This is a genomic window from Acinetobacter sp. CIP A162 (assembly GCF_000367905.1).
Lineage (GTDB): Bacteria > Pseudomonadota > Gammaproteobacteria > Pseudomonadales > Moraxellaceae > Acinetobacter > Acinetobacter lwoffii.
Window position 1 is genome coordinate 33,187 of the sequence record NZ_KB849158.1, and the last position, 12,790, is coordinate 45,976.

13 protein-coding genes are annotated in these 12,790 nt (G+C 43.4%); 5 read left to right on the forward strand and 8 right to left on the reverse strand.

Going from position 1 to position 12,790, the window contains the following annotated elements:
- The first annotated feature begins 144 nt into the window (after positions 1–144).
- Positions 145–909 (forward strand): IS5 family transposase, encoded by a 765-nt coding sequence (locus tag F995_RS02670; protein ID WP_004645258.1) that lies wholly within the window; start codon positions 145–147, stop codon positions 907–909.
- Positions 910–946: 37 nt separating this feature from the next.
- Here F995_RS02670 and ispD read toward each other — a convergent pair whose 3' ends face one another.
- The 5 genes from ispD to F995_RS02695 are packed head-to-tail and all read right to left on the reverse strand — an operon-like array spanning position 947 to position 5,908.
- Positions 947–1,660, reverse strand: a complete 714-nt coding sequence (gene ispD, locus F995_RS02675) for a 2-C-methyl-D-erythritol 4-phosphate cytidylyltransferase (RefSeq protein WP_004645270.1) — start codon at positions 1,658–1,660, stop codon at positions 947–949.
- Positions 1,629–2,021: a septum formation initiator family protein gene (locus F995_RS02680; RefSeq protein ID WP_004645271.1), complete on the reverse strand. Its 393-nt coding sequence runs from the start codon at positions 2,019–2,021 to the stop codon at positions 1,629–1,631. Before F995_RS02680 ends, ispD begins: the two co-directional genes overlap by 32 nt.
- 7 nt (positions 2,022–2,028) lie before the next feature.
- Positions 2,029–3,318, reverse strand: coding sequence for a phosphopyruvate hydratase (eno, locus tag F995_RS02685; RefSeq protein WP_004278719.1), 1,290 nt, complete (start codon positions 3,316–3,318; stop codon positions 2,029–2,031).
- A 59-nt stretch (positions 3,319–3,377) separates the two neighbouring features.
- Positions 3,378–4,235: a 3-deoxy-8-phosphooctulonate synthase gene (gene kdsA, locus F995_RS02690; RefSeq protein ID WP_004278721.1), complete on the reverse strand. Its 858-nt coding sequence runs from the start codon at positions 4,233–4,235 to the stop codon at positions 3,378–3,380.
- Between the two features lie 32 nt (positions 4,236–4,267).
- Entirely contained in the window at positions 4,268–5,908 is a 1,641-nt protein-coding gene (locus tag F995_RS02695; protein ID WP_004645272.1) for a CTP synthase, read from the reverse strand.
- A 225-nt stretch (positions 5,909–6,133) separates the two neighbouring features.
- Here F995_RS02695 and F995_RS02700 point away from each other — a divergent pair, with 225 nt between their 5' ends.
- A complete protein-coding gene (locus F995_RS02700; RefSeq protein WP_370940779.1) occupies positions 6,134–6,556 on the forward strand; it encodes a hypothetical protein in 423 nt (140 codons plus the stop codon).
- 56 nt (positions 6,557–6,612) lie between these two features.
- Here F995_RS02700 and F995_RS02705 read toward each other — a convergent pair whose 3' ends face one another.
- The 3 genes from F995_RS02705 to F995_RS02715 all read right to left on the reverse strand — a co-directional run bounded on the left by F995_RS02705 (position 6,613) and on the right by F995_RS02715 (position 10,396).
- The gene (locus F995_RS02705; RefSeq protein ID WP_004645273.1) at positions 6,613–7,725 is read right to left on the reverse strand and encodes a YheT family hydrolase; all 1,113 of its coding nucleotides are present in this window, start codon (positions 7,723–7,725) and stop codon (positions 6,613–6,615) included.
- Positions 7,726–7,796: 71 nt separating this feature from the next.
- Positions 7,797–8,207, reverse strand: coding sequence for a nuclear transport factor 2 family protein (locus F995_RS02710; protein WP_004645275.1), 411 nt, complete (start codon positions 8,205–8,207; stop codon positions 7,797–7,799).
- Between the two features lie 164 nt (positions 8,208–8,371).
- Positions 8,372–10,396 carry an NADPH-dependent 2,4-dienoyl-CoA reductase gene (locus tag F995_RS02715; RefSeq protein WP_004645276.1) on the reverse strand — a complete coding sequence of 675 codons (2,025 nt, stop codon included), beginning with the start codon at positions 10,394–10,396 and terminating at the stop codon, positions 8,372–8,374.
- 166 nt (positions 10,397–10,562) lie between these two features.
- Between F995_RS02715 and F995_RS02720 the strand changes: the two genes are divergently transcribed.
- From F995_RS02720 to F995_RS02730, 3 genes are read left to right on the forward strand one after another with little or no spacing between them, the layout of a single operon-like run.
- Positions 10,563–11,111 (forward strand): PadR family transcriptional regulator, encoded by a 549-nt coding sequence (locus F995_RS02720; protein WP_004645277.1) that lies wholly within the window; start codon positions 10,563–10,565, stop codon positions 11,109–11,111.
- A gap of 14 nt (positions 11,112–11,125) precedes the next feature.
- Positions 11,126–12,058 carry an alpha/beta fold hydrolase gene (locus tag F995_RS02725; RefSeq protein ID WP_004645278.1) on the forward strand — a complete coding sequence of 311 codons (933 nt, stop codon included), beginning with the start codon at positions 11,126–11,128 and terminating at the stop codon, positions 12,056–12,058.
- 19 nt (positions 12,059–12,077) lie between these two features.
- Positions 12,078–12,782: an SIR2 family NAD-dependent protein deacylase gene (locus F995_RS02730; protein WP_004645279.1), complete on the forward strand. Its 705-nt coding sequence runs from the start codon at positions 12,078–12,080 to the stop codon at positions 12,780–12,782.
- Positions 12,783–12,790 lie beyond the last annotated feature (8 nt).

A 12,790-nucleotide genomic window follows, 5' to 3' on the forward strand; every position in this document is an offset into this window, starting at 1 on the left:
GGCAAAATTATAAGTGAAAGCTATAGCGAATAGATCGCTATAGCCAGATTTATTCTGCTTTTATTTAGGGTCTGTTGACATTTACTGTTCAAAAAAATAGCGAGAAAGTAAAATTTAATCGCCAAACTAAATTTACTTCTCGCTATGCCTCGTACAATGCTGAATGATCAACACTGGTCTAAGTTACTTTCTATTTTCCGAAATTTTGATATCTATTTCAAATCTAATTTGAGAAATTTTGTCGAAGCAATACTTTATAGAATAAGAACAGGCTGCCCATGGCGTGATTTGCCTAAAGAATTTGGTTCGTATAACTCAATCTTTAAAAAATATAATCGTTGGTGTAAAAATGATAAGTTAATGAAAATATTTAAATTAATTTCTTCAAGTGCTGATATGGAATGGGTTTTTATTGATGGTAGTCATGTTCGGGCACACCAACATTCTGCTGGAATAAAAGATCAGGATATTTCTAAAAGCATTGGTGGAAATAGTTCTAAAATACACTTAGCTGTTGATGCGGATGGCAATCCAATCGAAATTATTATCTCCGATGGAACGATACATGATGTCAAGATTGCTCCCAAAATGATTGAAAAACTTGATTTGAGTGAAACGGAAGTATGTTGTGCAGACAAAGGATATGACTCTGAATCATTAAGAGAACAAATATCTGCGAAAAAAACTAAAGCGAATATTCCAAGAAAATCAAATACTCAGTCAAATAATGATCATATGGATTGGTATTTATATAAAATCAGACACTTAGTTGAGAATGCATTTTGTAGGTTAAAGCAGTTCAGAGGAATAGCAACACGATATGATAAGCTAAAGTGTAGCTATGAGGGGGCAGTTGCATTAGCTTGTATATTTATTTGGCTACCTTTATCGGGTAAATTCTATACTTGAAATGTCAACAGACCCTAAATATTATTTGAATATATTTTTAAGCCTGAGCCTGTAAAATCAGCTTGGCCAGTTCCAGATCGTCCGGATAGGTAATTTTAATATTATCGGAACGCCCTTGTACTACACTCACCTGTTCGCCGATATGTTCCAGCGCACTGGCTTCATCAGTAATCGTAGCACCATCTTGCAAAGCCTGCTCAATCGCCCGTTTCAACACACCTAGCTTGGCCATTTGTGGTGTTTGTGCCTGCCATAGCATTGAGCGATCCACTGTTTCCTCAATATCAAAATTGGTTACTACACGCTTAAGTGTATCTCTTACTGGAATCGCCAGAATCGCAGCCTGATCATTTGTAATCGCCGTATTGACTAACTGTTGCAGACAATCCAGACCGACACAGGGACGCGCCGCGTCATGTACCAGCACCCACTCATCTTCAGAAGCGATTTGAGATAAATACGTGAGTGCATTTAACACGGAATTCACCCGCTCGGCACCGCCCAGACAGAAATGGGCTTTCTCTTGACTGGAAAATGGCAGCATTTTTGCGACGTTGTCCTGTTCACCAATCGCCAGGACATAACCCGCCAAAGGCAGTTGATTCAGACGAGCCACCGTATGTTCAAGAACAGTTCGCTCTTGAATCATCTGATATTGTTTCAGTTCTGTTTTGGAGAAACGGCTACCGGAACCTGCAGCTGGAAGAATGACCCAAAGTTTAGGGTGTGGTTGGTGCTTCAGCTGACTCATTGGTTCGCAGGTCTACTTTAGAATTAGGATTAAGATAGATCGGTTTATATTGAGTACTGATCGTGCTCATTTGAATAAAAGTTTCGCGTGGCTTAATCAGACCAAGATCTAAACGCGCATGTTCTTCGATGGCTTCAATACCATTCTTCAAATCATAAACTTCTGCTGCCAGAACGCGATTACGCTCTTTTAGCTCATCATTCAATTCCATTTGTTGTTGGATTTTCTGGGTCAGTTGCTGATGATCATGATAACCACCTTCACCAAACCAGTATAAATATTGAAACCCTGCGATCAAAATGATCGCAAGGCCCAACAGTACTTTACTCGCAGTCGAGTCGAATACATTTAACATTGACATAAGTCGCTTAGTTCAAACCTTTGAACTCAGCTTTACCGCGATATGCAGCATTAGTCAATTCTTCAATACGAAGTAATTGATTATATTTCGCTACACGGTCAGAACGGCAAAGTGAACCAGTCTTGATTTGACCTGCTGCTGTACCTACTGCAAGATCAGCAATGGTTGAATCTTCCGTTTCACCTGAACGGTGTGAAATTACAGTAGAGTAACCATTTTCTTTCGCAAGATAGATGGCATCTAAAGTTTCAGTCAAGGTACCGATCTGGTTGTATTTGATCAGAATCGAGTTACCCACTTTTTCGTTGATACCACGTTGCAGGATTTTCGGATTCGTTACGAACAAGTCATCGCCAACCAACTGGATCTTGTCGCCAAGGATAGAAGTCAGGTAAGACCAGCCTTCCCAGTCAGATTCGTCCAGACCATCTTCAATCGAGATAATTGGATATTGGTTTACAAGACCTGCTAAATAGTCAGAGAACTGGTTGCTTGTGAACGCTTTGTTGCCTTCGCCCGCAAGAATGTACTGACCATTTTTGTAGAATTCTGAAGATGCACAATCCAGCGCAAGCATGATATCAGAACCTGCTTTGTAGCCCGTTTGACCAATTGCTTCAAGAATAACTGTGATTGCTTCTTCGTTTGAACGTAAGTTCGGCGCAAAACCACCTTCATCACCTACCGCAGTGTTTAAACCTTTTTTGTTTAATACTGATTTAAGTGAATGGAAGATTTCAGCACCTGCACGTAGCGCTTCAGAGAATGAAGTGAAGCCTACTGGCTCAATCATAAATTCTTGAATATCGACGTTGTTGTCTGCATGTGAACCACCATTGATGATGTTCATCATTGGTACAGGCATGGTTAAAATCGTTTGACCACGAAGATCTGCGATATATTGGAAAAGAGGAATTTTCTTTTCTTCAGCAGCAGCGCGCGCAGCAGCCAAAGACACTGCCAAAGTTGCGTTTGCACCTAATTTTTCTTTGTTTTCAGTACCGTCAAGCGCGATCATCGTGTTATCGATGTCTTTTTGTTCGAATACTGATTTACCGACCAAAGCGTCACGGATTAACGTATTGACGTTATTTACCGCAGTTTTAACGCCTTTACCTAAGTAACGCGCTTTATCGCCATCACGAAGTTCTAAAGCTTCACGAGAACCAGTTGAAGCACCAGATGGTGCACATGCACGGCCAACTACGCCAGATGCTAAGATTACGTCTGCTTCGATGGTAGGGTTACCACGAGAGTCCAAAATTTCACGTGCACGAATGTCAACGATTTGGCTCATGAACTATTCCTCAGTTGATTAATATGAGCTGCCTATACGGCAGCGCAAGAGTGATAAACTCAGTGTGTATCTAACTTTTCGAAACCTTTAACCAAGGTATCCAATTCTTTTAGCTGTGCCAGGAACGGCTCAAGCTGAGACATGCGCAGCGCACATGGACCATCACACTTGGCTTTTTCCGGATCTGGGTGTGCTTCTAAGAACAAACCAGCAAGACCCGTTGCCATACCCGCACGCGCAAGCGTTGTAATTTGCGCACGACGACCACCGGCAGAATCTGCACGGCCGCCTGGGGTTTGTAAGGCATGGGTCACATCAAAGAATACCGGGACATTCATTTCTTTCATGATGTCGAAGCCCAGCATGTCTACAACCAGATTGTTATAGCCAAATGCCGAACCGCGTTCACAAATGATCAGCTTGTCATTTCCAGCTTCCAGACACTTATGCAAAATATGACGCATTTCGTGTGGCGCAAGGAATTGTGCTTTTTTGATGTTGATGATGGCATCCGTTTTTGCCATGGCTTCAACCAGATCCGTCTGACGGCTTAAGAAAGCTGGCAATTGAATAATGTCTGCCACTTCTGCAACAGGAGCCGCTTGGTACGGCTCATGCACATCGGTGATGATCGGCACATTAAAGTGTTTTTTAATGTCAGCTAACCACTCGAGACCTTTTTCCAGGCCTGGGCCACGGAAAGAGTTCAGGCTTGAACGGTTGGCTTTATCAAAGCTGGCTTTGAACACATAAGGAATGCCCAAACGTGTGCAGATATCGACATAAGTCTCTGCAATTTCAAAAGCCAGGTCTTTAGATTCAAGTACATTCATTCCGCCGAATAATACAAATGGCAAATGATTTGCCATTTGTATATCGCCCAAACGTACAATTTCTTGTGGTTTTAATTGCGACATTTAAACTTCCCTAGTTGTGTCCTACGCACCGATTATTTGGTTTTTTGGTACTGCTTTTTCGCAGCATCAATGAAACCTGCAAACAACGGGTGACCATCACGTGGCGAGCTGGTAAATTCCGGGTGGAATTGTACTGCAATAAACCAAGGATGTGCAGGAATTTCAACAGTTTCTACCAGATGCTGTACCGGAGAATAACCAGAAATCTTCATGCCTTTTTCTTCCAGCACTGGGATATAACGGTTGTTCATCTCGTAACGGTGACGGTGACGCTCGATGATTTCTTCAGAACCATAAACTTCTGCAGTTTTAGTCCCTGCAACCAGTTCAGATTTTTGCGCGCCTAAACGCATCGTGCCACCCAGATCAGAATCAGCAGAACGTTGCTGAACTTCACCACGCTCATCTAACCATTCAGTAATTAAACCAATCAATGGAGATTTGGTTGAACGGTTAAATTCAGTCGAGGTCGCGTCTGCAATATCAGCAACATTACGTGCGTATTCGATCACAGCCAACTGCATACCCAAGCAAATACCGAGGAACGGCACACCGTTCTCACGTGCGAATTGAATCGCCTTCATTTTGCCTTCAGTACCGCGCTCACCGAAACCGCCAGGAACCAGAATCGCATCAGCATCTTTCAATACTTCTGCTACATCTTGGCTTTCAAGCTCTTCAGCGTTTACGTAGTCAATCTGAACTTTCACACGGTTTTGAATACCCGCATGTAGAAGTGCTTCGTTGACAGACTTGTATGCATCTGGAAGTTCAACGTATTTACCGACCATTGCAACACGTACGGTGTATTCAGGGTTCAGCAGTGCTTCTACAACGTTATCCCAATCTGTTAAGTCAGCTTCAGGAAGATCGTTATAACCAAAACGTTCACAGATTAAATCGTCAACATTTTGTTCGTAGAATGTACGTGGAATCTGGTAGATCGAACGTGCATCTTTACATACCACAACGGCACGTGCTTCAACGTTAGTAAATAATGCAATCTTACGCGTCGTATCTGCATCTACATCGTATTCTGTACGGCAGATGAGAATGTCTGGCTGAATACCAATCGACAGGAGTTCTTTAACAGAGTGCTGTGTTGGTTTGGTTTTTAATTCTGCTGCAGACTTAATGTATGGGAGTAACGTTAAGTGCATTAACATGGTACGTTTATGACCAAGTTCAACCATTAACTGACGTACAGATTCCATGAATGGGAGAGATTCAATGTCACCTACAGTACCGCCGATCTCTACGATCGCAACGTCATAACCTTCGCCTGCACGAAGTACACGCTCTTTGATATTGTCAGTAATGTGTGGAATAACTTGAACAGTACCGCCTAGATAGTCACCACGGCGTTCTTTGTTTAGAACATCCTGGTAAACACGGCCTGATGTGAAGTTATTTAGTTTGGTCATTTTCGCACGACGCAAGAAACGTTCGTAGTAACCCAAGTCTAAGTCTGTTTCAGCACCATCTTCTGTAACAAAAACTTCACCATGCTGGAATGGGCTCATTGTCCCTGGATCGACATTAATGTATGGATCCATTTTTACCATGGTCACTTTTAAACCACGAGCTTCTAAAAGTGCAGCAACAGAAGCAGCTGAAATACCTTTACCTAGTGATGAAACTACACCACCAGTAACGAAAATAAAATGGGTCATTGGGTTTCTCGTACAATCGAGCCTAAATCGGCCTGCAATGTTGCGCAATTTTACTTTACCTTGTACCTAGAAAGCAAAGTCAATCCGCATCAATTCAAAGAACAATAAACAATTGACTATTCTAACAGCAATTCCTATAAAAAATTACAGTAAGTTCATATGATTTCTATCTTGCATTTTGCTGCTATAATAGTGTATCCACTCCACACTTTTATGTTTGATGCAATGATGATGAAGAAACTTTTAATCTCCACCCTAATCCTGACTGGCCTGACATTAACTGCGTGTGTAAAAAAAGAAGCACCAAAAGAAGAAGAGCAAGTAGAAGTTACTCCAGCATCTGAAATCTCGACTCCAGAACCAACGCAATTTGAACCGCTTGAACCTGTAGAGCCAGCGGCAATTGAAGAGGAAGTAGCGCCAACGGTTGAAATTCAACGTGAGCAAACTGAAAACACCACGACTGAAATCCGTCGTGAAATCAAAAAACCAGAAACTACTGAGCCGGCACCAGTGCCTGAAACCCGCGAAGAACCTGCGTCAAAGCCTGCTGCGACCACACCTAAAACCAATTCAAATCCAGAAAACAAGTCTGAGGATGATGCGGTTGCTGACGCAATTGCCGCAGCGATGCCAGCACTTGACTAATTACAGTATCATTCATCAAAAAACCCAGCAGATGCTGGGTTTTTTATTGGAACTTTTTAAGCGGATACTGTTGCCGGTGCACGAGATAAGTGAATCAAATAGTCTGCCATTAGTCGGGTAGCCCAAGATTCGGTTTGCATCAAGCCCTGATAAAAGCCGCAATGACTGCCTTTTTTGGTGGTAATCACCATAATATTAGACATCGCCCGAATTTTTTCTTTATAAGGTTCTAAATTTCGGATGTGACAAACCGGATCATCCTCCGCATTTAAAATCATCAGTGGGATTTTGACACTTTCAAACACATAAATCGGATTGGTTGCCTGAGTATAACTGGCATAATCCGCAAATCCGGCCAGTTCAAAATAAAGTTTTTCAAATTCAGACAGATCTTTAACTTCTAATAACTGTTTCCAGCTTGGGCAGACCTGCCAGGTTTCTTGATAAGGATGAATAAAGCGCTTAATCAGTTTTTTGGCCATGACTTTACTGTAAAACGGATGCACATTGGCAAAACCGGTTTCAGTGTTATAGCCAGGACATAAAGCAAAAGCTGCTTTGAGTGGGGTTTGTTCACCCTCTTCACCCAGATAACGCACCAACAATCCCGTACCCGCAGAAGATCCAACCCCATAGAGATCGGACTGAGGAAATCTGTCCTGTATATACAAGAGCTGCTCACGCAAATCCTGAGTTGAACCAAACAGGTTCATTTTAGGCACAGGCATGGGTAAGTCTGCATGACCACGGCGTAAACACAATGCCACACGCCAACCGGTATGTTTATGCAGATCACGAACCAGTTCACGCATCGATTCAGGAGAACCGGTAATAGTATGGAGTAAGACAATGGTTGGCGTACTTGCCGGAAGATCCAGCCCATACCAGGCAATACCGGTAATTCCGCCATCTGACATTTTCAGCTGTTCAAGCGCATCGTATTTCAGCTTAATGGTACGTTTTTTAATTAAATCAAAATACAGAATATGTGCGTGTGCATTGGCTAACCAAGGTGTAGGACGATATTTTTGTTGCAGCTGCGGTAAGCGTTCAATGAGTCCTGAAAATACACCATTCGGATTGTAATACAGGGTCGGCTCGTCTGCTCCGCTGAAACGATCCAGATATTCACTGGAAAGCTGACCCAATTTTTTAAGCAACATTTTCATCTGTCATCCCCCCTCTAGTTGTACTAGCTGTGATTTACAAATTTCATGCCGACTTGAATCAATAGTTCGAATTAAGTTTTAGCTTGGAATAATTGCATCCGCTGGCCCATCTGTACAGCCAAGGCTTCAAGTCCGGACTTAGGTCGAATCATGACTTCAAAATCAACCATCTGACCCTCTTCATTAAACTGAATCATGTCAACTCCCTTTAGTTTTTTATCGCCCACATTGGCAGAAAACTCAAGTACGACATTGTTACCATCTTCACTTATAAATTCACGGTGATAGGTGAAATTTTCAAAGACTTGAATGACATTGGTCAAAATAAAAAATACCACCTGTTTTCCAGGATAAGGCTGAAAAGCCACAGGCGAACGAAATACCACTTCTTCAGCAAGCAGTTCATTCAAGATCGACATATCACGGCTTTCCAGCATCTCATGCCAGCGTGAAATGGATTTTTTTGTATTTTCGATGGTCATTTTGGATTCCTTTTTTGTTATTAAAAAATTAATCTCCCTCACCCCAGCCCTCTCCCAAAGGGAGAGGGAGATAACACTTTTTATACCGATTTATCCCTCTCCTTATAGGAGATGAGTAGCACTGCTGCGCAAGGGAGAGGTTAATAAAGCTTGACGTTTTTAAATTAAATCACCGCCGCCAATTCAGCACCCTGACGGATGGCACGTTTGGCATCCAACTCACCCGCTTCTTTCGCTCCACCAATCAGATGCACATTTTTCCCGGCTGCTTTTAGCTCATCAAACATGGCGGTATAAGATTCCTGACCGGCACAAATAATCACATGATCGACTTCTAGTACCGCAGGTTTGTCATTCACGACTATATGTAAGCCCTGATCATCAATTTTTTCATAGCTGGCGCCCGCAATCATTTTCACATCACGGTGTTTTAAACCAGTACGATGAATCCAGCCTGTGGTTTTACCCAAACTTGCGCCGACTGAAGCGGCTTTACGTTGCAATAAATAAATTTCACGTTGCGGTTTTTCTACATTTGCAGCTTTTAAGCCACCGACATTTTCATAGTCAGTATCAATACCCCATTCATCATAGAATTTTTCCGGATTGATACTGCCACTTTCTCCTTCATGACTCAGGAATTCGGCTGTATCAAAACCAATACCGCCTGCACCAATAATGGCAACTCGCTGACCCACTGGCTTACGTTCTTTCAAAACGTCCAGATAAGACAGTACTTTTGCATGATCAATACCTGGAATCTCAAGTTGACGTGGTGTCACGCCTGTTGCCACCACAATATCATCAAAGCTTGACTGAGCCAGCTCTTCCAGACTCGCCTTATGATTCAGTTGCAATTTGATACGTGGTTGTAATTCAATCTGACGCTTGAAGTAGCGCAAGGTTTCATAAAACTCTTCCTTGCCCGGAATGGTCTTGGCAATATTAAACTGCCCGCCAATCTGAGCAGCGGCTTCAAATACCGTCACCTGATGACCGCGATTTGCTGCATATACAGCAAAGCTTAAACCTGCAGGACCCGCACCAATCACGGCAATATTTTTTGCTACATTGGTTTCTTTAAAAATGAGCTCTGTTTCATAGCAGGCACGTGGATTGACCAGACAGGTGGCAATTTTCATTGAGAAAATATGATCCAGACAGGCCTGATTACAACCGATACAGGTATTGATCTCATCGCTACGACCCTGCTCCGCTTTCAGGACAAACTCAGAGTCTGCCAGCATCGGACGGGCCATGGAAATCATATCAGCATCACCAGACGCCAATACATATTCAGCCATTTCCGGAGTATTGATACGGTTTGAAGTGATTAAAGGGATCTTCACCTGACCTTTCAGCTTACGCGTCACCCAGGTGAAGGCTGCACGAGGCACTTTAGTGGCAATCGTCGGAATACGCGCTTCATGCCAGCCAATGCCGGTATTGATAATGGTGGCACCAGCTTTTTCAATTTCTTTGGCCAACTGGATGACTTCTTCCAGAGTTGAACCGCCTTCGACCAGATCCAGCATAGATAGGCGATAAATAATGATAAAGTTCTCACCGACCATTTCACGTGTACGGCGTACGATTTCAATCGGGAAACGGATGCGGTTTGCATAGCTTCCACCCCACTCATCATCACGATGGTTGGTACGTGCTGCAATAAATTCGTTAATCAGATAGCCTTCCGAGCCCATGATTTCTACACCGTCATAACCGGCGTATTGAGCCAGCTTGGCACAATTGGCAAAATCATCAATGGTTTGCTGCACCTCAGCCGAAGTTAAAGCATGCGGTTTGACTGGATTGATCGGTGCCTGAATTGGGGATGGCGCGACATTTTCAGCCTGATAAGAATAACGTCCGGTATGCAGAATCTGCATGGCAATTTTCCCGCCCGCTTCATGTACGGCCTGGGTAATCACCTTATGCTTTTCAGCTTCTTCAATGGTGTCAAGTTTGGAACCGCCATGAAACGTTACGCCATGATCATTTGGTGAAATCCCGCCGGTGACGATTAAAGCGACTCCACCTTTGGCGCGCTCTGCATAAAAAGCTGCCATCCGATCATATCCGCCGGGTGCTTCTTCAAGACCAACGTGCATGGAACCCATTAATACGCGGTTTTTAAGTGTGGTAAAACCCAAGTTCAATGGGGCAAGTAAATTCGGATATTTAGACATTTCAACTCCTGAGCATGCGTTTAGGCTGGCTATTGTTTTAGCAACTGGCAGTTTGATCCCTCAATCTTTCCAGTTTAATGCAACTTGTTGCACTAATTTATATGCCAGAATTGATTTTTATGCAACATGTTGCATAATAATCCCGAGTCACTTTTTTGAGACGTTTATGTCTTTAGCGCATGTTTTATTGACCAGCCTGATTGAAAAACCTAGCACCGGAATCGAACTGGCTCGCCGTTTTGACCGTTCCATGGGCTTCTTCTGGAATGCCACTCATCAGCAGATTTATCGCGAGCTGAATGCCATGCTGCAAAAAGGCTGGATTTCGACGATAGAAGAGGAAGACTCGAATAGCCGCAAAAAGACTTATCAGGTAGAACGTCTGGGCCGCGAAGAACTGGCCAACTGGATGTTGCAACAGAGCCCACCAGCACAATTACGTGAAGAGCTGATGGTACGTTTACGTGCCGAAGCCCAACTTGGTGGCAATAACACTTTGGCAGAGCTGGAACGCCATCTGGAACTGCATAAAGAGAAATTGAAAACCTATCAGCAGATTTTTGCCAAGGACTTTGCTCAAGCGGACGAAACTGACCGTACCTTATATATTCATAAAATGATTCTGCAACTGGGAATTGATCAGGAACTGGGTTGGATTTCCTGGCTGGAACAGGTTATTCCGCGACTGCAACAATTTGACGCACAACAATTATAAATACGGAGACACACATGCCCTTTTATCGCATGCCCGATGGTGAACAGCTGTTTGTACGCGAATACGGTCGGGGACAGCCGGTACTGGTACTCTCTGGACTTGGCATGCTGAGCTGGCAATGGAAAGCTTTTCTCTATCCGCATCAGAAAAATTTCTGTTTCATTATTCCAGAATGGCGCGGCTTTGGGGCTTCCAGTCGCTGTAAAATTCCGCAAGATCTCGATGCAATTTCCAGTCACTGGCTGGATGTGCGTTCAGTTCTGACCCAGCTAGAATTAGATCAAGTCATCGTCATTGCCTATTCCATGGGTGCAACCACCGCAATGCACGGCATGCATTATGACAACTTTGCCAGTCAGATTTCTGCTTATTTGCACATTGATCAGACTCCCAAAATTCCGGTCGATGATGCCTGGGATTTTGGTCTTTTTGGTCCACGTTATCAGGAATTTATCGACATCCTGCAGCAGCTCTCTGTCCTACTTACGCAATATCAGCAAGTTGAATTGATCCGTGATCTTGACGTTTCTGTCCGTAAACAAATTGCCGCCCTATGGCTAAAGTTTATTCAGCTACAAAATCAACAAAAATATAGTCTGAAAGCTTTCGAATTCATTTTGAATCAACCTCGCCTGCAAAGTCTGTTAATGCCTTCCAGCCGGGTGGATTATATGGCGTGGTATATCAACAATTATTTATACCATCGTGAGGATTACCGAGAGGCATTGGCCCAGCTCAGCTGTTCGGTGACTTTCTTTAGCGGCGTACAATCCAAGCTATATCCTTTTGAAGGTCAGCGCCTGATTGCAGAAAGCCTGCCTCAGGCCAAACAGATACTTTTCAGCAAATCCGGCCATACACCTTTACTGACTGAACCGCTAAAATTTTCCCGAGAACTTGGCATCTTCTTAAAAGAAAATTCGCAATCTAGCACTTCAGCTGCCTAAAGATTCAGGAGATAGAACAATGAAGAAACTGGTGGTCTTTTCCGGTGCAGGCATGAGCGCCGAAAGTGGCATTAATACTTTTCGCGACAGTAATGGACTTTGGGAACAATACCGGATTGAAGAGGTTGCCACACCTGAAGCCTGGGCCAAAAATCCGCAACTGGTGCAACGCTTTTATAATGCACGTCGTAAAAATATTCTGAAAGCACAGCCGAATGCAGCCCATCAAGTGATTGCCAATCTTGAAGATGAGTTTGATGTGCATGTAATCACCCAGAATATTGATGACTTGCATGAACGTGCCGGCAGCTCCAAGGTGATCCATTTACATGGCAATATTCGTCTGGCCAAAAGCTCAGGCCCCGATGCACAAAGCACGACCGAGTTTTATCCAATTGAAAGTGCTGAATTAGATTTAAATCAACACTTTTGTAAGGCAGGCTATCCGTTACGTCCGCATGTGGTCTGGTTTGGTGAAGCCGTGCCCGCGTATGAAGAAGCTCAAGACAGTGTACAGGATGCCAATATTTTCGTGGTGATTGGCACCAGCTTGCAGGTTTATCCAGTTGCCGGGTTAATTCATGAGATTCCTGCGAACTGTCAGGCCTATTACATCGACCCGAAAGCCGAGCAGCAGCATTTACCTGGACAGTTTTACAAGATCTCCCAAAACGCGACCGACGGCATGCAAACACTGCTAGGTTTACTTAAATCCGGGAATTAGATTTTTTT